We start from the raw sequence: 23,874 nt of genomic DNA on the forward strand, positions 1-23,874 counted from the left end.
TGACACACCGCTATCGCGAGCAGGCTCGCTCCCACAGGTTTTGTGTTCAACGCAAAAGAACCGGGGTTTTCGGGGGCTGGGTTTTCTCGGCATTCGGTACGTCGTTGCCAGCGCCGAGGCCTCCGCCCAAAGCAGTCACCAACTCCGCGTGAGCACTCAAGCGTGCGGCCTGAACCTGTTGTTGCACCTGTTGCTGCTTGAACAGCAACGTCTGCGCATTGAGCACGTTGAGGTAATCGGTGAGCCCGCGCTGATACGCGATCATCGCGATGTCGTAGGTCTTCTGCGCCGTGGCCACCGACTCGGCGGCGAAGGCCTGCTGCTTGTCCATCGACTCGCGGCGGATCAACTGATCGGAGATGTTCTTCAGCGCGTTGACGAGCGTCTGGTTGTACCTGGCCACGGCAATGTCGTAACCCGCCGAGGCTTCGCCCAGCTCCGAACGCAAACGGCCGCCATCGAAGATCGGCAATGAAATCGCCGGGCCGACGCTGTAGTTGAGCTTCTTGCCAGTCAAAAACTCCAGCGCCCCACCGCCGGTGGCCATGTAGCCGAGACTGCCAACCAGATCGACGTTGGGGTAGAAACCGGCGTGGGCGACATCGATACCTCGCGCCTGAGCTGCGACTTGCCAGCGACTGGCAACCACGTCCGGGCGTTGACCCAGCAATTGCGCCGGCAGCGACGATGGCAACTTCAGCGCCGCGCCCAGCGACAGTGTCGGCCGTTGCAACTGCGCGCCCTCCCCCGGCCCTTTACCGGCCAAGGCTGCGAGCTGGTTACGGCTGAGGGCGATTTCTTCGTCCAGCGCATCAATTTGCCGATGGGTTTCCGGTAGCGGTGTTTCGGCCTGACTGACTTCGAAATGCGTGCCGATGCCGCCATCCAGACGTTTGTGTGCAAGGTCGAGGATTTGCTGTTGCTGCTTCAACGTGGCCGCGACGATGTCCCGCTGCGCGTAATGCAACGAGAGCTCGATGTAGGTGCGCACGATGTTGTTCTGCAATTCGAGCTGGGCTTGCCGTGCTTCGGCGGCGCTCATGTGGGCCATGTCCACGGCGCGTTCGGTGGCGTTGCTTTCGCGACCCCAGAGGTCCAGGGCATAGCTGAAGCCCAGTGCGGCGTTGTTGTCCCAGGTGGTGGTGTTGGCCAACTCGCCGGGGCCGTAGAACTGATCGGTGGGCCAGTTGTGGCGCTTGAGGGTGGATTGGCCGTTGATCTGCAACGATTCGGCGGACTCGGCAACGCCAGCCATGGACCGGGCCTGACGCACTCGCGCGGCGGCCATGGCCATGCTCGGGCTGCCTTGCAGGGCGAGGTCGATCCAGCGGTTCAGTTGCGGGTCGCCGTAGGCTTGCCACCAGTGGGCGGTCGGCCAGTGAGCATCCTGAGCGGCGTTCTGAATGGCTTCATCGGTGGCCAGTGAACCAGCCTCCAGTGCCTTGCCCTGTGGGGCAATACCTGCGGTTCCGATGCAGCCGCTGATTGCCAGGGTTAAAGCCAAAACACTGAGCGTCTTGAGCGCTCTGTTGATGCGACGCGGCACTGCTGCGATTTCCTGAGATGAGGGAGATCCCCTGTAGCAGCTGCCGCAGGCTGCGATCTTTTGATGTTGCTGTTAAAAGCGAAGATCAAAAGATCGCAGCCTGCGGCAGCTCCTGCATAGGTGGGCGCAATTCTAGGGGTGGGCTCTGTTGGCGATAAGCCGGGAATCCTGTGAATCTTTGTTACCGTTAACGCGATAATCCCTTAGTCGGGGTCTCAGACACTGAAACTTCGTGTCACAATTTGCCATCGCACCCGAGAGCACCCCATGGACACTTTGCAAAACATGCGCGCCTTCAGTTACGTGGCCGAAGCCGGCAGCTTCACCGCCGCCGCCGTGCAACTCGACACCACCACGGCCAACGTCTCGCGCGCGGTCTCCAACCTGGAAGCCCACCTGCAAACCCGTCTGCTTAACCGCACCACCCGCCGTATCGCCTTGACCGAAGCCGGCAAGCGCTACTTATTGCGCTGCGAGCAGATCCTGGCCTACGTCGAAGAAGCCGAAGCCGAAGCCAGCGACGCCCACGCGCGCCCGGCCGGGCAACTCAAGGTGCACACCATGACCGGTATCGGTCAGCACTTCGTGATCGACGCCATCGCCCGCTACCGCAAAACCCACCCGGACGTGACCTTCGACCTGACCATGGCCAACCGCGTGCCGGATCTGCTCGACGAGGGCTACGACGTGTCCATCGTGCTCGCCAGCGAACTGCCGGACTCGGGCTTCGTCTCCCAACGCCTGGGCATCACCTACAGCATCGTTTGCGCATCGCCGGCCTATGTGAAAGCCAACGGCTGTGCGCAGAAACCCAGCGATTTGCTGAACCATATGTGCTTGCGCCTGGTAAGCCCGGTGATCCCGCTGGAGAAGTGGGCCTTCGACGGCCCCGATGGCCAGGAAATGGTCACCATTAATAGCTCGCCGTTTTTGGTGAACTCCGCTGACGCGATGAAGACTGCGATCACCAGTGGCATGGGGGTCGGCGTTTTGCCGGTGTATGCGGCCATTGAAGGGCTGCGCAACGGCACGCTGGTGCGGGTGATGCCGAATTACCGCTCCCAGGAACTGAATCTGTATGCGATCTACCCGTCGCGGCAGTATCTGGATGCGAAGATCAAGACGTGGGTGGAGTACTTGCGCGGCTCGTTGCCGGAGATATTGGCGGCGCATCAGGCGGAATTGGCGGCGTATGAGTTGAGTGGGAGTTTGGGTGGGGTTCGGGTGGCGAATTGAGCTACAGACGGTCCTACAAATCGCCGAGATTCAGGGACATTTCCGACAAGTTTTGACGGTTGTTGCGTCGGAAGCGAAGTGGGTAGGCTTTGGGGGTCGCTGCCAAATCAGTGACCAGGCTTGGAAACCTGATATTCCCATCACAGCACATGGCATACTGCGGCGCTTTTTTCTGCACGCAATTCCTTGTTATGGCGGCTGTGCGCGGGAGACCTTCGGGTCTGCCGGGTTTGATGGGATTTCCGGTTTTCCAGACCGCGCATGGCTGCCACCCTTTCGCTTGGAAACGAAAATGGCAGCTCTATTAATCCTGTCATAGAGTAATTTCCATGATTAAAGAAACACCGAATCCCCCGGAAACCGACGACGTTTCCCCCTACGAATCCCCCAATTCCAAAAAACTCAACGATGCCGCTGAACGGGCGCTCGACCACTACCTCAATCCCGAGGCCCTCAAATCACCCGCTACCCGCAAGCCGAGCACGATGTTCATGGTTGCGCCGAATATCAAAGATGAAGACTTGTTGGCCCATACCTGTGAGTCGTTGGCCCAGGCCAGTGTGATGGCGAGTGATTTTGCGGGCTATCTGGAAGGCCCGCATCGGCACACGGTGATGGCAATTCAACAGATCGTCATGCTGGCCGAGCTGACGGTGAACCGGATGCTGGATAACCTCAACGTACCAAAACCCGCGCCTCACAGCTAATCCCCTGTAGGAGCGAGGCTTGCCCGCGAAGACTTTCTAACATTCAACATTTAATTTGCCTGACACACCGCCTTCGCGGGCAAGCCTCGCTCCTACCGTTTTGGATGGCCTACACCCGGCAATCCGAGCGCTCGCATAATGTCCGGGAAGAATGTTAGCGTGCTTGGCATTCTCCAAGCCCGACGAGCCGCTTCCAATGAAAAAAACCGTCCTCGCTTTCAGCCGCATCACCCCGCCCATGATCGAACGCCTGCAACAAGACTTCGACGTGGTCGTGCCGAACCCGAAAAACGGCGACATCAACGCCCAGTTCAACGAAGCCCTGCCCCACGCCCACGGCCTGATCGGCGTTGGCCGCAAACTCGGTCGCGCGCAACTGGAAAATGCCGCAAAACTTGAAGTGGTCTCCAGCGTCTCGGTCGGCTACGACAACTACGACCTCGCCTACTTCAACGAACGCGGGATCATGCTCACCAACACCCCCGACGTCCTCACCGAAAGCACCGCCGACCTGGCCTTTGCCTTGCTCATGAGCAGTGCCCGCCGCGTTGCCGAGCTGGATGCCTGGACCAAGGCCGGTCAATGGCAAGCCACCGTCGGCGCGCCGTTGTTCGGTAGCGATGTGCATGGCAAAACCTTAGGGATTGTCGGCATGGGCAACATCGGCGCGGCCATTGCCCGTCGCGGTCGCCTGGGCTTCAACATGCCAATTATCTACAGCGGTAACAGCCGCAAGACCGAACTGGAACAGGAGCTCGGTGCGCAGTTCCGCACGCTCGATCAACTGCTGGCCGAAGCCGACTTCGTCTGCCTGGTGGTGCCGCTCAGCGAAAAGACCAGGCACTTGATCAGCCACCGCGAATTGGCGCTGATGAAACCGAGCGCCATTCTGGTGAACATCGCACGCGGCCCGGTCGTGGACGAACCGGCGCTGATCGAAGCACTGCAAAACAACCGGATTCGCGGTGCCGGGCTGGACGTCTACGAGAAAGAACCGTTGGCCGAATCGCCATTGTTCCAGCTGAAAAACGCCGTGACCTTGCCGCACATCGGCTCGGCGACCCACGAAACCCGTGAAGCCATGGCCAACCGTGCCTTGGCCAACTTGCGCAGCGCCTTGCTGGGTGAACGGCCGCAGGATCTGGTGAATCCGCAAGTGTGGAAAGGCTAACTAAAACGGGCAGGCACTTCAAACGCCTGCCCGCGCTCTACATACTTTGCAATTCAGTCCGTCGTCGTAAAACTGATCCGCACTATAGACTCTCCATTACTTACACAACCCTCACGGGACTTAGTTATGGAGAGCAAAAGCCTTGAACTCGTCGACAACCGACCAACTCATCAGATACAGCAAAATCATATTGATGGCCTATATCAGTTTTTTTGGCCTGATGGTGATGTACAGCAACTTTACCGACTACGCATCCAACTATGAGTATGTGGGCCATATTCTCAGCATGGACACCACCCGTGACAATCCGAACCTGAGCTACCGAGCGATTACCTCGCCCATGCTCCACCATAGAATCTACTGGTTCATCATCACCCTGGAAGTTCTCTATACCGGATTTTGTCTGTTGGGAACCTATCATCTTTACCGAAATAGAGAGGCTTCTGCCGACGCCTTTCACGAGGCGAAGAAGTTTTCGATTATCGGATTATTAATCGCCATATTCGTTTATTACATTTGCCTTCAAGTCGTCGGTGTCGAATGGTTCAACATGGACGAGTCGCAAACCTGGAACGCCAAGGACTGGGCCCGGCACATTGTCGACTTTATATTGCCGTTACTGATTTATATGGCCATCAGGATCGAGCGCTGAGTGACTAAGTGCTCGATCAACAGGGTACTTCACGCCAGTTTGCCATTCCCCTGCACCATCGGCGCCTTCGGTTTACGGAACACCAACACATTCCCCAACATCACCAGCACCAGCCCCACCAGTGCCGGCGCCGTCCATTGATAGCCTTCGACAAACGCCGACACATTCAGCGCCACCACCGGGAACAACACCGTGCAATACGCTGCCCGCTCCGGCCCCATGCGCCCGACCAGCGTCAGGTAGGCGGTGAAACCGATGACCGAGCCCGGAATCACCAGGTACAGCAACGAGCCGATATAGCGGGCATTCCATTCCATGTCGAACGGGATGCCTTTGACCAGGCACCACACCGACAACATCGCCGCGCCATAAGCCATGCCCCAGGCATTGGTGGTCAAGGGTTTCAAGCCCGCCTTCTGCTGCAGACTCGACAGCATGTTGCCGGCCGAGAAGCACAAGGTGCCGAGCAACGCCAGACCCAACCCGAGCAAGGTTTCCGGGCTGGCGGTATGACCCGCCAGCTCCGGCCAGAACAACAGGCCAAGCCCCAGCAAGCCCAACGCGCCGCCCAGCAGCACGTTACGGGCAATTTTCTGGCCGAAAAACACCCGTGCATTGAAGGCGTTCCACAAGGTGGCGGTGGAAAACACCACGGCGACCAGACCGCTGGGGATCCACTGGCTGGCGGTGAGGAAGCACATGAAATTGATGCAGAACAGGCACAAGCCCTGCGCCAGGCAAATCAGATGCCCACGACGGTTCATCGGTTGCAGGCGCCGGCTGAGCAGCAACATCACGAACAGCATCAGTGCGGCCAGGCCGAAGCGATAGACGATCGACACTGGAATGGCCACCACGCCCAGTTGCCATTTCAAGGCGATCCAGGTGGTGCCCCAGATCAGCACGGTGAGCAGATACAACGAAAGGTTCATGGCGAAGACTCCTGAATAGGCCTTCAGTGTCCGGCGCGAAACCTTTTTGCACTTGCATAAACTTGCGCTTTTGTCGGCCCGCGGGCTGGCAGGCCAACGTCTACGGAGTAGGATGCAAAGCGTTGGAGAGAACCGATCATGGCCGCACTCGTGTCACTCGATACCCTGCAAGTCTTTCAAGCCCTCAACCGCTCGCCCAATGCTCGCCTGGAGCACAGCGCCGAGCTCGGTGACGGCTTGGCTGCAGCTTTGTGGAGCAACCACCACGACGCCCAGGACTACGAAGCGCCGAGCCATCACACGCTGTCGTGCTACATCGCCGGCGGCACCGGCACCTTTCGCCGCGACCAGCCCGGCACCAAGGGCGGCCCGGACAAGCTGTGCATTCTGCCGGCCGACCATCAATCTGGCTGGGTCATCAACGGCAACATTCGCCTGGCCCACCTGTATTTCAGTCCCGAACAATTTGCCCTTGGTTGCGTCACGTTGCTGGATCGCGAGCCGCGGGAATTGCAGTTGCGTGAGCGCACGTTCCTCGAAGACCCGCAGCAAGCCCGGCACTTTCGGCAGTTGATCGCCCTCAACTGGGACGAACCGGGCGAACGCCTGCTCACCAGCAGTCTGGCGCACGAAATGCTCAGCCATGCCCTGCTCAGCCAGGTCGGCGTGCGTCAGGGCCTGCGCCTCAAGGGTGGATTGGCGGCGCATCAACGGCGCCAGCTGGTGGAATTCATCGACCATCAGTTGGCTGAAGCGATCAGCCTCGGGCAGTTGGCGGCATTGTGCGCGCTGTCGGAATACCACTTTGCGCGCATGTTCCGTGAGACCTTCGGCTTACCGCCGCATCAGTATGTGTTGGCCCGGCGACTGAGCCGCGCGCGGGAGTTATTGCGCGGGACGTCGCAGCCGTTGGGGGATATTGCGTTGGCCTGTGGGTTTGCCAGTGCGAGTCATTTCACCAATCGGTTTCGCCAGGCTTTGGGTGGCACGCCCGGGGAATATCGGCAGGCGTTTTTGCGGTAAAGCGAGATCAAAAGATCGCAGCCTTCGGCAGCTCCTACAGGAGCATGCGTTCGGCCCGGTTGACGAGCCTGATGGTGGGCACCGATGGATGCTGAAACAAGAACGGGCCTGCATAAGCAGGCCCGTTTTTTAGGTGGAGAGAAGTGGAAAGGTAAAAAGTGAATCAGGCTTCAGCCGTTTTGCGCAGCCTGTTCGTTCTCGAGAAACTCGTCTTCCAGCAGCGCATCGGCAGTTGGCCTTTCGAACGGCACTACAGCAGCACGTGGTTTACCTCGCAGTTTGCCGAACAAGTGTTCCAGCGCATGTTCGAGTTTTTCGGCTGCCCCGTCGATCGCCAGTTCCAGGGAGTCAGCTTTATGAGTGACAGAAATCGGTTGGTGGCCTTTTGGCCGCGCTTCCAGCTGGCAGCGCATATCGTGGGGACCAGGCTTGTCGCCGTTCTCGTCCCGCAGATGGACCTCGACGCGGGTCAGGTCCTCCTCATAACGTTCGAGCGTGCTCTCAATGGTAGTACGTACCCACTCCTCCAGTCGGATGCTGCTTTGAATATGGTTATCGCTATTGACTTGGATTTGCATAGTTCATCCCTTATTTCAGCTAGCTCGCGAGAGGCCGGTCAGCTAGCCCTTGGGCGTCATCACCGTGACCTCTTGGTTACACAATCGGTGTCCGCGCAGAACATTTCAACCCCTAAAAAAAGATAAATATTGATTCGCAAAAAAAGCCGGACAACAGGCAAAAGCGCTGTTAAGGTCGGGAGTTGGGTCGCCTCGTTCTTTTGTCATAATTGCTCACATCTGCTGCTCCGCCAGCGGATGCAGACTACGAAATATCCCCGCCTCTTCCACCAGCCAGTCATGCACCGCGCGTACGCCCGGATGGCTCAGCGCACCCGGCGCATAGAGCAGCACGTAACGCTTGTGATTCGGCACCGCCAGGCCAAACGGCACGATCAATGTCCCGCGCTCCAGTTCATCGTTGAGCAGCGTTCGCCGCGCAATCGCCACGCCCATCCCGGCAATCGCCGCTTCGATGGTCAGGTGATTACGATTGAAGGTATGCCCGCGCCGCACATCCGCGCCCTCGAAGCCGATAGCGTTGAGGTAGAACTCCCATTCCGCGTACTCATAACTGCCGCGCCAGGCGGTGATGTCATGCAGCAACGGAAAATGCACCAGGTCTGCCGGGCCGTGCAGTGGCGGCCTTGCGCGCAACAGGCTCGGGGCACATACCGGAAAGATCTGCTCGTCCAACAAGGCTGTGGATAACAATCCGGGATAACTGCCGTCGTTCAGGTCGATGGCCAAGTCGAAGTCGCCCTCGTGCAGGGGCACGCTGCTGTCCTCGGCCACCAGGCGCAATTGAATGTCCGGGAAGCGCTGCTGCAAACGGGGCAGTCGCGGGGTCAGCCATTTGCTCAGGAACGACGGAATCGAGCGCAGCCGCAAAATCCCGCTGATCATTCCGGCGTCCAATCGTCGCAATTCTGCGTCGATGCTGCCGTATGCCTCGTTGACGGTGATGGCCAGTCGCTGGCCTTCGGCGCTCAACTCCACGCCCCGGGCGCGACGATGAAACAGGCGAAAACCCAGCCGCTCTTCCAGTTGCCGAATTTGCTGACTGACCGCACCCGGTGTGATGTGCAGCTCTTCAGCACATCGGGTGAAGGACAAGTGCCGCGCGGCACAAGAAAACACGTGCAGCCAGACATAGGTCTGGGCGTGCAATTGGCGACTCATTGTTTAGTCCTGCTAAAGGCTGTCTTAGGAAGTTTCGTTGGTCATGTAGTACCGAGGTTGGCAGTATCGCCGACCTTGCGCTTGTCCTACAAAAAATGGCAGCGATTCCTCTTCCATTGCTTGTATAGGCTTTAGCATGGCTATCAGTGTTTTCGATCTCTTCAAAGTCGGTATCGGTCCGTCCAGCTCCCACACCGTCGGCCCAATGCGCGCCGCCGCAACCTTCGCCCAAGCCCTGATTGAGCAACATTTACTGCCCGACGTACGGCGGGTAGAAATCCGACTCTATGGCTCCCTTTCGGCCACCGGCGTCGGCCACGCGACCGACCGTGCCTGCGTCATGGGCCTGATGGGCGAATGGCCAGACAGCATTGATCCCAACTCAATCGACAGCCGAATCCAGACCTTGCGTGAAACCGGCGAACTGAGTCTGGCAGGCAAATCGACCATTGCCTTCAACTGGCAGCGCGATCTCCTGCTGCTGGACGCGAGCCTGCCCTACCACCCCAACGCCATGTCTCTGACAGCCTTCGGCGAAACCGGTGAATTGTTCGAGCAAACGTACTACTCGGTGGGGGGTGGTTTCATCATCGAAGCAACCGAAGCCGAGTCGGGCATTGCCCCGGCCAGCGATGTGGTGCTGCCCTACGATTTCTCCAGCGCCGCCGAATTGCTCAAGCTCTGCAACCAACACGGTTTGCGGGTTTCCGAGCTGATGATGGCCAACGAACGGGCCTGGCGCAGTGATGCCGAGATCCGCCAGGGGCTGCTGCATATCTGGTCGGTGATGCGCGAGTGCGTCGAGCAAGGTTTGCGTCACGAAGGCATCCTGCCCGGCGGTCTGAATGTGCCGCGCCGCGCCGCGAAATTGCACCGCAGCCTGCTGGAAATTGGTAAGCCGAATGTCATCAGCTCCACCCTGTCGGCCATGGAGTGGGTCAACCTGTTCGCCCTCGCCGTGAACGAAGAAAACGCGGCTGGCGGACGGATGGTCACCGCGCCTACAAACGGGGCGGCAGGGATCATTCCCGCCGTGCTGCACTACTACATGAAATTCAACCCGGACGCGTCGGACGATGACGTCGTGGCGTTCTTTTTGGGCGCTGCCGCTGTAGGCATTCTCTGCAAGAAAAACGCCTCGATCTCCGGCGCCGAAGTCGGCTGCCAGGGTGAAGTCGGTTCCGCCTGCGCCATGGCCGCCGCCGGTTTGGCGGACGTGCTCGGAGCGACTCCCGAGCAACTGGAAAACGCCGCCGAAATCGGCCTGGAGCACAACCTCGGCCTGACCTGCGACCCGGTTGGCGGTCTGGTGCAGGTGCCCTGCATCGAGCGCAATGCAATTGCCGCCGTGAAAGCGATCAACGCCACGCAAATGGCCCTGCGCGGCGACGGCAAACACTTCATTTCCCTGGACCGGGTAATCCGCACCATGCGCGATACCGGTGCCGATATGCATGACAAATACAAAGAAACTTCACGGGGCGGCCTGGCGGTGAGCTGGGTGGAGTGCTGAGGAGCATTCCCTGACCGTCTGCAACACGTGAGCCCGAGCAAGAATAATAACGAGGCAAAAACGATGACCGATGTACGTACACCTGCTGCCGATAATCCTGCTGTAGACCTGACCCGTAATAGCGAAATATCCCACAAAGGCTGGAGCAAACACGACACCACCTGGATGCTTGGCCTCTACGGCACGGCGATTGGCGCCGGCACGTTGTTTCTGCCGATCAACGCCGGTGTCGGTGGTTTCTGGCCGCTGCTGCTCCTGGCGGTGCTGGCGTTTCCGATGACCTTCTTCGCCCACCGTGGCCTGACGCGTTTCGTGTTGTCCGGACGTTCCGGGGACATCACCGACGTGGTGGAAGAACACTTCGGCATCGGTGCCGGCAAGCTGATCACGCTGCTGTATTTCTTCGCGATCTTCCCGATTCTGCTGGTGTACAGCGTAGCGCTGACCAACACCCTGAGCAGCCTCATGGAGCACCAGTTGCACATGACGCCTCCTCCTCGGGCGATTCTGTCGCTGGGGTTGATTCTCGGCTTGATGGCCATCGTCCGTTGCGGTCAGGGCGTCATCGTCAAATTCATGAGTGTGCTGGTTTATCCGTTCGTTGCGGCGTTGCTGTTGCTCGGTGTCAGTCTGATTCCAAACTGGAACGGCGCATTCTTCGCCACCGCCAGTGAAGGCATGCCGCTGCCGCTGTTCTTCAAGACCTTGTGGCTGGCGATCCCGGTGATGGTGTTCTCGTTCAACCATTCGCCGATCATCTCCGCCTTCGCCGTCGATCAGAAACAGCGTTACGGCGAACAAGCCGAACGCAAAAGCAGCGGCATTCTCGCGATCGCTCACGCCATGATGGTCGTCACGGTGATGTTCTTCTGCTTCAGCTGCGTGCTGGCGCTGTCCCCGGCTGATTTGGCCGCGGCGAAGGCGCAAAACATTTCGATCCTGTCGTACCTGGCCAACCACTTCCAGACGCCGGTCATCGCTTACGCGGCGCCGTTGATTGCGCTGGTGGCGATCACCAAATCCTTCCTCGGCCATTACATCGGCGCCAGCGAAGGCTTTCAGGGCCTGATTGTGAAGAGCCTGCGTGGCCGTGGTCGCGTCATGTCCGCCAGCTGGCTGAACCGCATCACCGCGCTGTTCATGATCCTCAGCTGCTGGGCCGTGGCGACCTTCAATCCGAGCATCCTGGGCATGATCGAAACCCTCGGCGGGCCGATCATCGCGTGCCTGTTGTTCCTGATGCCGATGTACGCCATCCGCCGCGTGCCGGCCTTGCGCCAGTACTCGGGTCAGGCTTCGAACGTGTTTGTGGTACTGATCGGTCTGATTGCACTGTCTGCGATCATCTATTCATTCATGCCCTGAAACGGGCAGGCAAAAAGCAGGCGGGCCAGGGTGCCCGCCTTCTTTTTGCCGTGATCATTGTTCGACAATTTTTCCGGCATGCACCTTGCTATGCCTCTGTAGGCGCAGCCGCAGGCTGCGATCTTTTGATCTTCAGCGCCTTCACCGAACATCAAGATCAAAAGATCGCAGCCTTCGGCAGCTCCTACGAAAAGCGATGATGGCGATATGGCTAAGGAATGGCCGATGGTCTGGTGTTGCGAACTAATCCCGATCATGGCCGGTCAACAACTGCACGTTCAATCAGGCGGTGACGCATCATGGACAACCCCTTTCAGCTCATTACCGATGCCTTTGCACCGGATTATCAGATCAACCTGAGCATTCAGGGTCTGGACGGCAGCATCATGCTGACCCTGTCCAAAAGTGGCCGCGTGGTGGCCAAGCGGATGATCAGCGCCGAACAGCGCAATGACCCCAAACGCCTCAAACGCCTGGTGCAAAGCATTCAGTTCGGTATCGCCATCGAACAGGGCCACAGCGCCGTGTCCATCCTCGAAGCCATGACCGACGGCGACAACCGTAACCCGCCGCCGCCACTGGTCAAATCCCGGCCCCGACCTTCCGTGGGGCTTTAAAGCTCGCCCTTCTCCACTTCGGGATGCTCACCGGAACCCACACCGATCTTGCGCTGTGGGTGTTCGATCTTCACCGAAGGAAATTGCGACGACGCATAACGCACCACCAGAATCGCAAACGCCAGCAGCAGAATCCCGCCGCACAGGTAGATGATCCCCAGGTCCGGCGGATTGTGGTGCGAGACGTTGGAGATCAGCAGCCGCGTCAGCGCAGTGATCGCCACATAGATCAGGAAGCGCACCGGCATGTGGTTGGTCTTGAAGTAAATCCCGACCATCGCCCCCAGTTCGAGGTAGATGAACAGCAGCAAGATGTCATCGATCTTGATGTGCCCCGCCTCGATCATCTGCAAGAATTCCATCACCGCTGCCCACGCGGTCACGGCACCGATGGCGAACAGTGCCAGATAGTGGAAGGTCTCGACGAACAGGTTGCCCAGGGATTCGGCCAGTTGATGCACGTTCTGCCGCAGGTTTTCGGCCCAGTTGATTTTCACTTTGATTGTTCCTTAGCTCGGTTCGAGCGGATGATGCGGGTTGGACGTGACGGTTGTTCTGCATGCAGAAAAAAGGCCAGAGGCTGTTGGGTGAGATGGCAATGGGCTGCTACTGGACACTTTTGTGGTGTCTGGACGGCCCCCATCGCGAGCAGGCTCGCTCCCACAATGGTTTTGTGAACGCCGCAGATCTCTTGTGGGAGCGAGCCTGCTCGCGATGGGAGCGCCACGGTTCACCTGACAAACACCGATTACGGTCTACATTAAAAAGCCACTACCCAAAGCGCAGGGATTCGCTTATCCTTTTCGCTGTATATAAATACAGTAGTCGAAACAGACAACTAATGTGAAGGCATGTGAGGTGGTGAATGGCCGTCGAAGTGGTATACCGCAGCAGCCGAGATCTGGAGCGCTTGTTCATGGATAAAGCCGAAGCTGACCGTCATGACAAAATGCTCGAACTGGCCGAATTGCTGGCCGAAGTGTTGCAAAAAGCCGTTCCGTCCCTGACCGAACAGCAAGTGGAAGAAGCCGGGATCTACATGGCGAAAAACCGCGATGTGTTCGCCAAGGCGTTCAAGAGCCAGCCGGACGCGCTGTCCGAATTGCTCAATGTACCCGCTGAAGTCGCTGAACCTGTTGAAGTCGCTGCACCTGTTGAAGCCGCGGGCGCTGAGCCGACCAAGCCAGCCAAAGCCGCCAAGACGCCAAAGTAAGCAATGCCCGAATTGAATAGGCCCTGAGTCAAATGGCTCAGGGCCTTTTTCATGCCCGTGGAAAATTTAAGCCTCAGGTTGTTCCAACGCTTCGACCAACGCTTTGAAGAACCGCGCCGCCTCGCCTCCGGTGACTACACGGTGATCAAACGTCAGGGACAGCGGCAGAATCGGGTGCACCACCACCGCGCCCTCGACCGCCACCGGTTCATCGTGAATCGCGCCGGCGGCAAGGATCGCCACTTGCGGTGGCACCACCACCGGGTTGGCGTAGCGACCGAACAAGGTGCCAAAGTTCGACAGGGTCAGGGTGGCGCCCATCATTTCCTTAGGCGGGATCGAGCGTGCCTGCACATCGGCCCGCAGGCGCATGACGCCCTCTTTCAAATCCTCTGACGTGCGATTGCCGACATCGCGCAGCACCGGCACGAACAAGCCGTCCGGGGTGTCCACGGCAATGCCCAGGTCGAGCCGTTCGTGTTGTTTAAGTGAAAAGGTTTTACCGTTGAAGGCGCTGTTGAGTACCGGCTCGATGGCACAGGCCGCCGCCATGGCCTTGGCCAGACGAATCAGCGGTTCTCGCGCCTGTCCCCAGCGATGCAGGTCGGCGTCGCCGAAAATCGTCACCGGGACCACTTCGGCATGGGACCGGGCCATGTTCAGCGCCATGCTGCGTCGCACACCGCGCAGTTTCTCGCCACCAAAACGCTCACGTTCCGCCTCGGCCGCGTTTTCCACATCGCTACGGGTGATCAGACCGTCCTGGCCGGAGCCGACCAATGCGCTCAGTTCAATGCCGAGCTGCCGAGCCAGTTGACGCACTGCCGGCGTGGCACGGCTTGCCAGGTGTTCGCGGGTCGACGGCGCAGCGCCGATAAAAAATGCATCCTCCTGATTCGTGCCGCCGCCCTCAAGCCGTCCCACCACGGTGCCCGCATCCGCTTCACCTTCGTAACCGAGCAGTGGTTCGCCAACGTGAAGGATGTCGCCCTCGCCACCGAAAGTTTTTGCCACTACGCCGTCATAGGGCGCGGGGATGTCCACCAGCGCCTTGGCGGTTTCCACGGACACCAACAGTTGGTCGGCCTTGACGCTGTCGCCGACCTTGACGTGCCAGCGGACAATTTCCGCCTCCTGCAAACCTTCGCCCAGATCCGGCAGTTTGAAATATTTCATCGCAACCTCCTCGGCCTCAGGCGTCTCTTCAGGGGTGGTGCAACAGGACGGTATCGCAGGCATGAAGAATGTCTTCGACGCTGGGGATGTACAGCGATTCCAGTCGATACAACGGCGGCGGGATGTCCGGCGCGGTCACTCGCTGGATCGGTGCCTGCAATTCCAGCAACACTCGCTCGTAGAGACTGGCGGCGATTTCCGCGCCGACACCGCAAGAGCGTGGCGCTTCATGCACGATGACGCAGCGACCGGTCTTGCGCACCGAGGCTTCCATCGTGTCGAGGTCCAGCGGTTTGATGCTGGCAACATCGATCACTTCCGCAGAAATCCCCTGTTCGGCCAGTTGCGTGGCGGCTTGCAGGGTTTCCATCACGCTGGCGCCCCAACTGATCAAGGTGATGTCGCTGCCTTCGCGCAGGGTGAAACAGCTGTCCAGCGGCAGACGCTTGCCGTCATCCAGCAGCGGTTGCGGGTTCATTCGATAGAGTCGGGTCGGTTCGAGAAATATTACCGGGTCCGGGTCGTCGATGGCCGCGAGCAACAAGCCATAGGCCCGGGCCGGCGAGGACGGGATCACCACCCGCAGCCCCGGGATATGCGCGAACAGGGCTTCAGTGCTTTCGCTGTGATGCTCTGGCGCACGAATACCCGCGCCCATCGGCGAGCGCATCACCATCGGGCAAGTGATCCGCCCCCGCGTGCGGTTACGCATGCGACTGGCGTGGGACACCAAGTGCTCCATGGTGGCGTAGATGAAGCCCATGAATTGAATTTCCACCACCGGTTTCAGGCCTTGGGCCGCCATGCCCACCACCAGCCCGCCGAGCATGGTTTCGGCCAGCGGCGTGTCAATCACTCGCTTGAAGCCAAAGCTGTCGCGCAATCCCAGCGTGGCGCGAAACACGCCACCGTTCACCCCGACGTCTTCACCGAGGACGATGACGTTTTCGTCTTCGCTCATGGCCCGATGCAACGCCAGATTCACCGCTTCCAGCAGCGTCACCTTACCGTTACTCATGGCCCGAACCTCCCGTTCGGCGCGCCACCCGTTCGAGAAACTCTTCGCGCTGTTCGGCCAAGGCGTGCGGCCACTGCGCGTACACATAATCGATGACCGATTCGGGTGCCTGCATGCCCGCCGCGTCGAAGTTATCCACAGCCTGCTGCACCAGGCCCTGACATTCACTGATCAGCGCCTGCTCGCGGCTTTCATCCCACACCCCCTGCCCGGCCATAAAGCGTTGCAGGCGTTTGATCGGTTCTTCGAGCCAGGCCTGCTTGACCTCCTCCGCCGGCCGATAGCGCGTGGCATCGTCGGCGGTGGTGTGATCGCCGAGGCGATAGCTCAGGCATTCGAGCAACACCGGGCCTTTACCGTGGCGCGCCCGTTCGAGTGCCGCTTGCACGCGGTCGTAAACGGCGAGCATGTCGTTGCCGTCGACCTGTTCACCGTGGAAGCCGGCCCCAATGGCTTTCTGCGCCAGGGTGGGTGCACCGCACTGGATTCGGCGCGGCACCGAGATCGCCCATTGGTTGTTGTTGACCACAAACACCACCGGCAACTGCCAGGCACCGGCAACATTGAGCGCTTCGAGGAAGTCACCTTTACTGGTCCCGCCGTCGCCGCAAGTGGTGACCGCGACCCGATGCTCGCCGCGGATCTTGAAGGCGCTGGCAACGCCGCAGGCATGCAGGGCTTGAGTGGCAATCGGCACACAGATCGGGAAATCCTCGGCCACTGCCGGGTCGGCAAAGTCGCTGCCACGCTCATCGCCGCCCCAATACAGCAGAATTTCTTCCATGCGCACGCCGCGCATCAACTGCACGGCGGTGTCGCGGTAATACGGAATCAGCACATCTTCGGCGTGCATCAGGCTGCCGATCGCGACGCCAATGGCTTCCTGGCCCAGGGTCGGCGCGTAGGTGCCGATGCGTCCGGTCCGTTGCAGGGCGACCGCTTTCTGATCGAAAAGACGGGTCAGGACCATCTGCCGATACAGGCGCGTCAGCAGATTGAAGTCGTCGGCCCAAGAAGGAAGATTGCCAAGCAGCTGGCCGTCAGGGGATAAAAATCGAGTGTAAGGCAGCTCGACCTTGTGAAGCATCACAGGGCTCCTGGCACGCGGGGTCGGCGTGCGGTGGTCAGGCCCCACGCTTATGGCGCGGGGCTTGGGGAGCAAGTTGGCCGGATAGGCGCTCACTCCTTTATCGATTCAAACGTTTCACCCGTACAACGTCACCGGTACAACACTTTCTCCGCCAACTCATCCGCCACCCGAGCCGGGGAACGTTTTTCCGCCTGGGCATGGGCGAAGACTTCGGTCAGCCGTGAACTGATTTTCGACAGGTGCGCGGTGATGGTCGTCAGCTCTTCGCCACGGTGTTTGAGCGACACGTAGATCAGCCCGCCAGCATTGATCACGTAATCGGGCGCATACAAAATGCCCCGGCGTTCCAGCTGATCGGCGATTTCCAGATGGATCAATTGGTTGTTGGCCGAACCTGCGACCGCCGCGCAGCGCAGTTGCGACACACTGTTGGTGTTGAGCACACCGCCCAGGCCGCAGGGCGCGAGTATGTCGCATGGCGTGCTGAGCAACGCGTCATTGGCAATCGGATGAGCGCCCAGTTGCTCCATGGCCAGTTGCACCTTGCCGTGATCGATGTCGCTGACCAACAGTTCGGCACCGGCGGCATGCAGCTGTTCGGCCAACGCATAACCGACGTTGCCCAAGCCTTGAATGGCGATGCGCAGGCCTTCGAGATTATCGCTGCCCAATCGCGCCATGGCGGTGCTGCGGATGCCGGCGAACACGCCCATGGCCGCGTGGGGTGCAGGGTCGCCCGCGGCGGTGGTGCTGGTGACGAATTGAGTCTGTTGGGCGATGCAATCCATGTCCGCCACTGAGGTGCCGGCGTCGATGGCGGTGATGTAGCGACCATCGAGTTCGTTGATGCAACGCCCGAAGGCTTCGAACAGTGCGGCGCGATCGGCCACATGGAGCGGGCGAATAATCACCGCAACGCCACCGCCCTGGGCCAGACCGGCCAGGGCTGCCTTGTAACTCATGCCCCGGGCAAGGCGCACAGCATCCTCGATCGCGGATTCGTCGGTGGGATAGGCAAGATAACGGCACCCGCCCAGGGCAGGTCCCAGACGGCTGTTATGGATGGCGATCACCGCCTTCAACCCGGTGACGGGGTCGACGCTCAGGTGCAGCGATTCAAGGCGAGTGCTTTGCATGAGAGCGAACATCGTAAGGCTCCCGAATCACTTCTTGTAGTCGCCAGTATAGGCTTGCGCACAAAAATTGCAGAAGCGCACCGGAATAAGCGACGCTGCTTTAAAGGCTTTTTGACATAACCTGTTACTGCCTGTGTGCGGCACTGGACGAAAACGCGGGACGGGGCTAAAACGAGGCATTCCCCGGAGATTTTGATGACCCCGCGCCAATGCTTTTTCGACTGTCTGCAACGATCGCCGCCCGCGCTGTTCGAGGCGGCGCTGTGGATTGCCGCCGAACATGATAAAGAGCTGAATCCCGAGGCCGTGCTGGCAGATTTCACGGACCTGCAACAGCGGGTCAGCTACGGATTGCCGATGCTGCCGGTGAATGAATTGGCGCAACCGTTGTTGCGACGCATGAATGATCTGGGCTTCGCTCAGGACGATTCCACGCCCTTGCGCCCGCAAGTGGCGTTGCTCCATAAAGTGCTGGAACGTCGGCGGGGGCAGCCGCTGGTGCTGGGGCTGATTGCGCTGGAACTGGCCAGAAGGCTGGAGATCCCCATGGTCGGGGTCAACTTCCCCGGGCATTTCCTGCTGCGGGTACCGGGAGACGATCATCTGCTCGATCCGTGCGGCGGTCGCCGGTTGTACCCCAATGATTGCCGTGAATTGTTGCAACGCCAGTACGGCCCGAACATGAAGCTCAGCGCCGAGCATTTGCAGACCGCCGAACCGGGGCAGATGCTGCAACGGCTGTCACGCAACCTGCGCCAGTTGTACCTGACGAACGATGACTACATCGACGCCTTGGTCGACGCCGAGCGCGTGCTGGAACTGGGTAACGCCAGCGCGTCCGATTACCTGGCACGAGCCAGCCTCTATCAACGGCTGGACTGCCCGAATGCCGAGCGTTTTGACCTGGAACACGCGCTGCTGCTCAGCGACGATCCGATCCAGCGAATTCGCCTGACCGAACGATTAGGGCACCTGCCGCCCAATTCGATCGTCCACTAATCACTGTTCCTTGTAGGAGCCAGGCTTGCCGGCGAACCAGGCGCCTCGGTCCATCAGGAACACCGCGTTATCGTTCTTCGCGGGCAAGCCTCGCGCCTACAGGGCCAGATCCGATCCAGCGAATTCGCCTGACCGAGCGATTAGGGCACCTGCCCGCCCAATTCGATCGTCCACTAATCACCGTTCCTTGTAGGAGCCAGGCTTGCCGGCGAACCAGGCGCCTCGGTCCATCAGGAACACCGCGTTATCGTTCTTCGCGGGCAAGCCTCGCTCCTACAGGGCCAGATCCGATCCAGCGGATTCGCCTGAGCGAGCGATTAGGGCACCTGCCGCCCAATTCGATCGTCCACTAATCACTGTTCCTTGTAGGAGCCAGGCTTGCCGGCGAACCAGGCGCCTCGGTCCATCAGGAACACCGCGTTATCGTTCTTCGCGGGCAAGCCTCGCTCCTGCAGGGCCAGATCCGATCCAGCGGATTCGCCTGACCGAACGGTTGTGGCATTTGCTACCTCGTTATGGGGTATCGGGCTGATTCGACGGATGGGCCTGGAAGAATGCTGGATGTGTCGCCGCCAGCGCCGCCACTCGACGAATTCGCGGGTAGGCTTGCAGTGAAATATTGAAGCGCTCGGCCGCATACAACTGCGGGATCAAATAGACGTCCGCCAGCCCCGGTTGATCGCCAAAGCAATAACCGGCATCGCCGATCAATTGCTCCACCGTCGCCAAGCCTTGGCTGATCCAGTGACCGATCCACTCAACCACCTGCGGCTCGTCGTGCCCCAATTGCCGCAATTTATTGAGCACGCTGACGTTGTGCAGCGGGTGAACATCGCAACCGATCACCGCCGCCACGCCACGCTCATGGGCGCGGGCGGCGAGGTCTTTCGAGAGCAACGGCACCTGTGGATAACGTTCCTCCAGATACTCGATGATCGCCGGTGACTGGATCAGCAATTCGCCTTCGTCGGTGCGCAAGGCAGGCACCCGACCTTGGGGGTTGATGCCCAGATACGCCGGTTGCCGATGTTCGCCACCTTGCGGCGCGATCAGGTTGATCGGCAGCGCCTGGTAATCCAGCCCCTTGAGCGCCAGCGCGATACGTACCCGGTATGACGAGGTCGAACGGTAGTAGGTATAGAGTTCCATGACCCGACCCTCTCAACGTGCCGGCAATACTTTGCCGCGGCATTCACCAAAACCGATGGAAGCAAAACCCTCGCGGCTGCAACGCGCGCGCAGGATGATTTCATCGCCATCCTCGAGGAATTTACGCACCTCGCCCGACGCCAGTTCGATCGGCTTTTTACCGCCCTCGGTGATTTCCAGCAGGCTGCCGAACTGACCGTTTTCCGGTCCCGACAAGGTGCCCGAACCGAACAGATCACCGGCCTGCAGCTGGCAGCCGTTAACACTGTGGTGAGCCACCATCTGCGCGACAGTCCAGTACATGTGTTGGGTGTTACTCAGGGTCAAGCGCTGGGCCGGCAGATTTTGCTCGCGCATCGCTTCGGTCAGCAGCAGCACTTCCAGTTCGATATCGAAGGCGCCGGCAGCCTGATCGCGTTTGTCGAACAGGTATGGCAACGGCTGCGGATCGCCTTCTGGGCGCGCAGGCTGGGCACGACGAAACGGCTCCAGCGCTTCGGCCGTCACCACCCATGGCGAGATGCTGGTGATGAAACTCTTGGACAAAAACGGCCCCAGCGGCTGGTATTCCCAAGCCTGGATATCCCGTGCCGACCAGTCGTTGAGCAGGCAGAAACCGGCGATGTGATCAGCGGCGTCACCGATGGCGATGGAGTCGCCCATCTCATTGCCCGGACCAATCCAGATACCCAATTCCAGTTCGTAGTCCAGACGTGCGCACGGGCCGAAAACCGGCTCGGTCTGGCCGGCCGGCAGGGTCTGGCCTTTCGGCCGACGCACACCAGTGCCGGACGGGCGAATGGTCGAGGCACGACCGTGGTAACCGATCGGCACGTACTTGTAGTTCGGCAGCAACGGGTTATCCGGGCGGAACAGTTTGCCGACATTCTGCGCGTGCTCGATGCCGACATAGAAATCGGTGTAGTCGTTGATCTTCGCCGGCAGGTGCATTTCGCAATCCGCCGCCAGCGGCAGCAGTTTTGCGCCTTGGGCTTCGATCTTGCCGTGCAGGGTGCTGCCTTCGGCAAACAGTTCCAGCAGACGTTCGCGCAGGGCGACGCGAGCATCGCGGCCCAATTCGAAGAACGCATTCAACTGACCGCCACGGGTGGCTTCTACGGCGGTGCGCGCAGCACCCTCGAACAGCCCGGCCTCCAATGCCGCTTCCAGATCAAAGATATGCTCGCCGATCGCCACGCCAGCGCGCGGCGCGGAGCCCTTCACGCTGAACACGCCCAATGGCAGGTTTTGCAGCGGAAAATCCCCGTGGCCGTTGGCGGAGGCAACCCAGCTACGAGTGATGGAAGTCTGCGTCATGGGTTATCTCCGGGTCGGGTCGAAAGTGGTGGGCAACGTGGCCCAGCAGGCGTCGTAATTGTTTTGCAGTTGCGGGCAATCCAGAGCGAATCGGCTCGGGCGCAACACCTGGCTGGTCTCGAACATGAAGGCCATGGTGTTGTCGATTTTAGCCGGGGCCAGTTCCGCGTTGATCGCCTTGGTGCAGGTCTCGCCGTCGGGGCCGTGGGCGCTCATGCAGCTGTGCAACGAGGCGCCGCCAGGCACGAAACCTTCGGCCTTGGCATCGTATTCGCCCTGGATCAGGCCCATGTATTCATTCATCAGGTTGCGGTGGAACCACGGCGGACGGAACGTCTTCTCGGCCACCATCCAGCGTGGCGGGAAGATCACGAAGTCGAGGTTAGCCAGACCGTGCACGCTGGTCGGCGAGGTCAGGACGGTGAAAATCGATGGGTCCGGGTGATCGAAACTGACCGTGCCGATGGTGTTGAAACGGCGCAGGTCATATTTGTACGGCACGTTATTGCCGTGCCAGGCGACCACGTTCAGTGGCGAATGATCAAGTTCGCAACCCCACAACTGGCCGAGGAATTTCTGTACCAGGGTGGTCGGTTGCTTGAGGTGTTCGTAATGGGCCACTGGCGTCAGGAAGTCGCGAGCGTTGGCCAGGCCGTTGCTGCCAATCGGCCCCAGATCCGGCAGGCGCAATGGCGCGCCGTGGTTTTCGGCCATGTAGCCGCGGGCTTGCGGATCAAGCAGTTCGACACGGAATTTCAACCCGCGAGGCAGGACGGCGATTTCCAGCGGCTCCAGCTCCAGCACGCCCAGTTCGGTGGCGATGCGCAGGCGCCCCAGTTCCGGCACCAGCAGCAGTTCGCCGTCAGCGTTGAAAAACACCCGTTCCATGGAACGGTTGGCGCTGTAGTTATAGATGCTGATCCCGGACGGTTTTTCCGCGCCCGAATTGGCGGCCATGCTCACCAGCCCGTCGATGAAATCGGTGGGCTCGGTCGGGATGTCCAAGGGGTTCCAGCGCAGGCGATTGGGGGTGACGTCACCCAATGGGCCGCCGGCCAGTTGCCGATCCAGCTTCACGAATGCCGGGTGATTGGCCGACGGCTGAATGCGGTACATCCAGGTCCGCCGCGCTTCGCTGCGAGGCATGGTGAAGGCCGTACCGGAGAACAATTCGGTGTACAGGCCGTAAGGCGCTTTTTGTGGGGAGTTCTGGCCGACGGGCAGTGCGCCGGGCAACGCTTCGCTGCTGAATTCGTTGCCAAAGCCTGACTGGTAAGCCAGCGCTGGCGCCGTTGAATCGAGGTTCATGGAGCCTCCTGAACGGGGAGTGGGCAATGGCCTGTCGCTCTGCTGAAGAGGTCCAGACATGCCGGGTTATTTTTATCGTAATTCAATTACGCATAACGTAATTTGATTGGTATTGACCGTCAAGCTATAAAGACGCCCATTCGTCCCGGGATCACACCGCCTCATGACCAGCGAAAGCAACGGTAAACAGAAAGTCCGCTCGGCCGAGGTCGGCACCGACATCCTCAAGGCGCTTGCCGAACTGTCGCCCTCGACCTCGTTGTCGCGCCTGGCCGAACACGTGCAGATGCCGGCGAGCAAGGTTCACCGCTATTTGCAGGCATTGATCGCCAGCGGTTTTGCTGAGCAGAACACCGCCACCAACCATTACGGCCTCGGTCGTGAAGCGCTTCGGGTCGGTCTGGCTGCCCTGAACAGTATGGACGTGCTGAAAGTCGCCGCCCTGCCCTTGGCCGAGTTGCGTGATGAACTGAACGAAACCTGCTTTCTGGCGGTGTGGGGCAATCAGGGCGCGACGGTGGTGCACATCGAACCGGCGGTGCGGGCGGTGACGGTGGTCACGCAATTGGGATCGGTTTTACCCTTGCTCAGTTCGTCGACAGGGCTGGTGTTCAGTGCCTATTTGCCTCACCGCGAAACCGATGAGTTGCGCGATCTCGAGGTCCGCGCCACCGACGTTCATCCATTGGCTGATGAGCAAACCTACGCCACATTGTGCGAGCAGATTCGCGAACGCGGCCTGCACCATGTTCACGGTTTGCTGATGCCCGGCGTGGATGCGTTGTCGGCACCGGTGTTCAATGCGGTCGGCCAGGTGGCGGCGGTGATGACCATCGTCGGCCCGACCTCGTTATTCCATGCCGATGAAAACGGCCCGGCGGCGCAGCGTTTGCTGGCGGCGACCCGGGCCGTGAGTTGGCGGATGGGTTATCAGAGCGAAGACGCCAGTCGCTAGCCACGTCTTACA

Annotated in this window: 23 protein-coding genes and 1 pseudogene; 11 read left to right on the top strand and 13 right to left on the bottom strand. The window is 59.9% G+C overall.

The window, feature by feature from the left end; translation table 11 throughout:
- Positions 1–46: 46 nt before the first annotated feature.
- A complete protein-coding gene (locus tag KGB14_RS09980; protein ID WP_223486129.1) occupies positions 47–1,546 on the bottom strand; it encodes an efflux transporter outer membrane subunit in 1,500 nt (499 codons plus the stop codon).
- A gap of 267 nt (positions 1,547–1,813) precedes the next feature.
- Between KGB14_RS09980 and KGB14_RS09985 the strand changes: the two genes are divergently transcribed.
- The 4 genes from KGB14_RS09985 to KGB14_RS10000 all read left to right on the top strand — a co-directional run bounded on the left by KGB14_RS09985 (position 1,814) and on the right by KGB14_RS10000 (position 5,312).
- The gene (locus KGB14_RS09985) at positions 1,814–2,782 is read left to right on the top strand and encodes a LysR family transcriptional regulator (protein ID WP_223486131.1); all 969 of its coding nucleotides are present in this window, start codon (positions 1,814–1,816) and stop codon (positions 2,780–2,782) included.
- 329 nt (positions 2,783–3,111) lie between these two features.
- Positions 3,112–3,489 (top strand): DUF6124 family protein, encoded by a 378-nt coding sequence (locus tag KGB14_RS09990; RefSeq protein ID WP_223486133.1) that lies wholly within the window; start codon positions 3,112–3,114, stop codon positions 3,487–3,489.
- Positions 3,490–3,685: 196 nt separating this feature from the next.
- Entirely contained in the window at positions 3,686–4,660 is a 975-nt protein-coding gene (locus KGB14_RS09995; protein ID WP_223486135.1) for a 2-hydroxyacid dehydrogenase, read from the top strand.
- 142 nt (positions 4,661–4,802) lie between these two features.
- The gene (locus KGB14_RS10000; RefSeq protein ID WP_223486137.1) at positions 4,803–5,312 is read left to right on the top strand and encodes a DUF2165 family protein; all 510 of its coding nucleotides are present in this window, start codon (positions 4,803–4,805) and stop codon (positions 5,310–5,312) included.
- 29 nt (positions 5,313–5,341) lie between these two features.
- Here KGB14_RS10000 and KGB14_RS10005 read toward each other — a convergent pair whose 3' ends face one another.
- The gene (locus tag KGB14_RS10005) at positions 5,342–6,244 is read right to left on the bottom strand and encodes a DMT family transporter (RefSeq protein ID WP_223486139.1); all 903 of its coding nucleotides are present in this window, start codon (positions 6,242–6,244) and stop codon (positions 5,342–5,344) included.
- Between the two features lie 138 nt (positions 6,245–6,382).
- Between KGB14_RS10005 and KGB14_RS10010 the strand changes: the two genes are divergently transcribed.
- Positions 6,383–7,267 (top strand): helix-turn-helix domain-containing protein, encoded by an 885-nt coding sequence (locus tag KGB14_RS10010; RefSeq protein ID WP_223486141.1) that lies wholly within the window; start codon positions 6,383–6,385, stop codon positions 7,265–7,267.
- Positions 7,268–7,437: 170 nt separating this feature from the next.
- Here the strand turns inward: KGB14_RS10010 and KGB14_RS10015 are convergent, their stop codons facing one another.
- Complete coding sequence (locus KGB14_RS10015) at positions 7,438–7,845, bottom strand: HPF/RaiA family ribosome-associated protein (protein ID WP_223486143.1); 408 nt, start codon at positions 7,843–7,845, stop codon at positions 7,438–7,440.
- A gap of 213 nt (positions 7,846–8,058) precedes the next feature.
- The gene (locus KGB14_RS10020) at positions 8,059–9,006 is read right to left on the bottom strand and encodes a LysR substrate-binding domain-containing protein (protein ID WP_223486145.1); all 948 of its coding nucleotides are present in this window, start codon (positions 9,004–9,006) and stop codon (positions 8,059–8,061) included.
- A 136-nt stretch (positions 9,007–9,142) separates the two neighbouring features.
- Between KGB14_RS10020 and KGB14_RS10025 the strand changes: the two genes are divergently transcribed.
- Together KGB14_RS10025 and KGB14_RS10030 are read left to right on the top strand one after the other, a co-directional pair.
- A complete protein-coding gene (locus KGB14_RS10025) occupies positions 9,143–10,519 on the top strand; it encodes an L-serine ammonia-lyase (RefSeq protein ID WP_223486147.1) in 1,377 nt (458 codons plus the stop codon).
- 63 nt (positions 10,520–10,582) lie between these two features.
- On the top strand, positions 10,583–11,884 hold the full coding sequence (locus KGB14_RS10030) for a serine/threonine transporter (protein WP_223486150.1): 1,302 nt from the start codon (positions 10,583–10,585) through the stop codon (positions 11,882–11,884).
- On the opposite strand, the gene KGB14_RS10035 is transcribed toward KGB14_RS10030, so the two are convergent.
- Positions 11,866–12,141, bottom strand: coding sequence for a hypothetical protein (locus KGB14_RS10035; protein WP_223486152.1), 276 nt, complete (start codon positions 12,139–12,141; stop codon positions 11,866–11,868). The genes KGB14_RS10030 and KGB14_RS10035 overlap by 19 nt on opposite strands.
- Positions 12,142–12,183: 42 nt before the next feature.
- Between KGB14_RS10035 and KGB14_RS10040 the strand changes: the two genes are divergently transcribed.
- Entirely contained in the window at positions 12,184–12,501 is a 318-nt protein-coding gene (locus KGB14_RS10040) for a DUF3509 domain-containing protein (RefSeq protein ID WP_223486155.1), read from the top strand.
- Here the strand turns inward: KGB14_RS10040 and KGB14_RS10045 are convergent.
- Entirely contained in the window at positions 12,498–12,998 is a 501-nt protein-coding gene (locus KGB14_RS10045; protein WP_223486157.1) for a phosphate-starvation-inducible protein PsiE, read from the bottom strand. The two genes, KGB14_RS10040 and KGB14_RS10045, sit on opposite strands and share 4 nt — an antisense overlap.
- A gap of 368 nt (positions 12,999–13,366) precedes the next feature.
- Between KGB14_RS10045 and KGB14_RS10050 the strand changes: the two are divergent.
- Positions 13,367–13,606: pseudogene (locus tag KGB14_RS10050) on the top strand (YebG family protein); the annotation flags it as partial.
- A 174-nt stretch (positions 13,607–13,780) separates the two neighbouring features.
- On the opposite strand, the gene KGB14_RS10055 reads toward KGB14_RS10050, so the two are convergent.
- The 4 genes from KGB14_RS10055 to KGB14_RS10070 all read right to left on the bottom strand — a co-directional run bounded on the left by KGB14_RS10055 (position 13,781) and on the right by KGB14_RS10070 (position 18,146).
- Positions 13,781–14,890, bottom strand: a complete 1,110-nt coding sequence (locus KGB14_RS10055) for a dihydrolipoamide acetyltransferase family protein (protein WP_223486160.1) — start codon at positions 14,888–14,890, stop codon at positions 13,781–13,783.
- A 28-nt stretch (positions 14,891–14,918) separates the two neighbouring features.
- On the bottom strand, positions 14,919–15,908 hold the full coding sequence (locus KGB14_RS10060) for an alpha-ketoacid dehydrogenase subunit beta (protein ID WP_223486162.1): 990 nt from the start codon (positions 15,906–15,908) through the stop codon (positions 14,919–14,921).
- On the bottom strand, positions 15,901–16,995 hold the full coding sequence (gene pdhA / locus KGB14_RS10065) for a pyruvate dehydrogenase (acetyl-transferring) E1 component subunit alpha (RefSeq protein WP_223486164.1): 1,095 nt from the start codon (positions 16,993–16,995) through the stop codon (positions 15,901–15,903). Before pdhA ends, KGB14_RS10060 begins: the two co-directional genes overlap by 8 nt.
- Positions 16,996–17,126: 131 nt before the next feature.
- Positions 17,127–18,146, bottom strand: coding sequence for a Glu/Leu/Phe/Val dehydrogenase family protein (locus KGB14_RS10070; protein WP_223486166.1), 1,020 nt, complete (start codon positions 18,144–18,146; stop codon positions 17,127–17,129).
- Positions 18,147–18,329: 183 nt separating this feature from the next.
- On the opposite strand from KGB14_RS10070, the gene KGB14_RS10075 reads away from it, so the two are divergent.
- A complete protein-coding gene (locus tag KGB14_RS10075) occupies positions 18,330–19,133 on the top strand; it encodes a SirB1 family protein (RefSeq protein WP_223486168.1) in 804 nt (267 codons plus the stop codon).
- Positions 19,134–19,646: 513 nt separating this feature from the next.
- On the opposite strand, the gene maiA is transcribed toward KGB14_RS10075, so the two are convergent.
- The 3 genes from maiA to hmgA are packed head-to-tail and all read right to left on the bottom strand — an operon-like array spanning position 19,647 to position 22,907.
- Positions 19,647–20,282 (bottom strand): maleylacetoacetate isomerase, encoded by a 636-nt coding sequence (gene maiA / locus KGB14_RS10080; protein ID WP_223486170.1) that lies wholly within the window; start codon positions 20,280–20,282, stop codon positions 19,647–19,649.
- Positions 20,283–20,294: 12 nt separating this feature from the next.
- Entirely contained in the window at positions 20,295–21,599 is a 1,305-nt protein-coding gene (gene fahA / locus KGB14_RS10085) for a fumarylacetoacetase (protein WP_223486172.1), read from the bottom strand.
- A gap of 3 nt (positions 21,600–21,602) precedes the next feature.
- On the bottom strand, positions 21,603–22,907 hold the full coding sequence (gene hmgA / locus KGB14_RS10090; protein ID WP_223486174.1) for a homogentisate 1,2-dioxygenase: 1,305 nt from the start codon (positions 22,905–22,907) through the stop codon (positions 21,603–21,605).
- A 163-nt stretch (positions 22,908–23,070) separates the two neighbouring features.
- Here hmgA and KGB14_RS10095 point away from each other — a divergent pair, with 163 nt between their 5' ends.
- A complete protein-coding gene (locus KGB14_RS10095) occupies positions 23,071–23,862 on the top strand; it encodes an IclR family transcriptional regulator (RefSeq protein ID WP_223486176.1) in 792 nt (263 codons plus the stop codon).
- Positions 23,863–23,874: the final 12 nt, after the last annotated feature.

It is taken from the genome of Pseudomonas sp. A-RE-19, assembly GCF_019956555.1.
Taxonomy (GTDB): Bacteria; Pseudomonadota; Gammaproteobacteria; order Pseudomonadales; family Pseudomonadaceae; genus Aquipseudomonas.

Coding starts and splice junctions, on each gene's coding strand:
- KGB14_RS10040 (WP_223486155.1), top strand. CDS start 12,184: ATGGACAACCCCTTTCAGCTCATTACCGATGCCTTTGCACCGGATTAT.
- KGB14_RS10015 (WP_223486143.1), bottom strand. CDS start 7,845: ATGCAAATCCAAGTCAATAGCGATAACCATATTCAAAGCAGCATCCGA.
- maiA (WP_223486170.1), bottom strand. CDS start 20,282: ATGGAACTCTATACCTACTACCGTTCGACCTCGTCATACCGGGTACGT.
- KGB14_RS10005 (WP_223486139.1), bottom strand. CDS start 6,244: ATGAACCTTTCGTTGTATCTGCTCACCGTGCTGATCTGGGGCACCACC.
- KGB14_RS10070 (WP_223486166.1), bottom strand. CDS start 18,146: ATGTTCGCTCTCATGCAAAGCACTCGCCTTGAATCGCTGCACCTGAGC.
- KGB14_RS10035 (WP_223486152.1), bottom strand. CDS start 12,141: ATGATCGGGATTAGTTCGCAACACCAGACCATCGGCCATTCCTTAGCC.
- pdhA (WP_223486164.1), bottom strand. CDS start 16,995: ATGCTTCACAAGGTCGAGCTGCCTTACACTCGATTTTTATCCCCTGAC.
- KGB14_RS09995 (WP_223486135.1), top strand. CDS start 3,686: ATGAAAAAAACCGTCCTCGCTTTCAGCCGCATCACCCCGCCCATGATC.
- KGB14_RS10055 (WP_223486160.1), bottom strand. CDS start 14,890: ATGAAATATTTCAAACTGCCGGATCTGGGCGAAGGTTTGCAGGAGGCG.
- hmgA (WP_223486174.1), bottom strand. CDS start 22,907: ATGAACCTCGATTCAACGGCGCCAGCGCTGGCTTACCAGTCAGGCTTT.
- fahA (WP_223486172.1), bottom strand. CDS start 21,599: ATGACGCAGACTTCCATCACTCGTAGCTGGGTTGCCTCCGCCAACGGC.
- KGB14_RS10010 (WP_223486141.1), top strand. CDS start 6,383: ATGGCCGCACTCGTGTCACTCGATACCCTGCAAGTCTTTCAAGCCCTC.
- KGB14_RS10025 (WP_223486147.1), top strand. CDS start 9,143: ATGGCTATCAGTGTTTTCGATCTCTTCAAAGTCGGTATCGGTCCGTCC.
- KGB14_RS09990 (WP_223486133.1), top strand. CDS start 3,112: ATGATTAAAGAAACACCGAATCCCCCGGAAACCGACGACGTTTCCCCC.
- KGB14_RS10030 (WP_223486150.1), top strand. CDS start 10,583: ATGACCGATGTACGTACACCTGCTGCCGATAATCCTGCTGTAGACCTG.
- KGB14_RS10075 (WP_223486168.1), top strand. CDS start 18,330: ATGACCCCGCGCCAATGCTTTTTCGACTGTCTGCAACGATCGCCGCCC.
- KGB14_RS10020 (WP_223486145.1), bottom strand. CDS start 9,006: ATGAGTCGCCAATTGCACGCCCAGACCTATGTCTGGCTGCACGTGTTT.
- KGB14_RS10060 (WP_223486162.1), bottom strand. CDS start 15,908: ATGAGTAACGGTAAGGTGACGCTGCTGGAAGCGGTGAATCTGGCGTTG.
- KGB14_RS09985 (WP_223486131.1), top strand. CDS start 1,814: ATGGACACTTTGCAAAACATGCGCGCCTTCAGTTACGTGGCCGAAGCC.
- KGB14_RS10095 (WP_223486176.1), top strand. CDS start 23,071: ATGACCAGCGAAAGCAACGGTAAACAGAAAGTCCGCTCGGCCGAGGTC.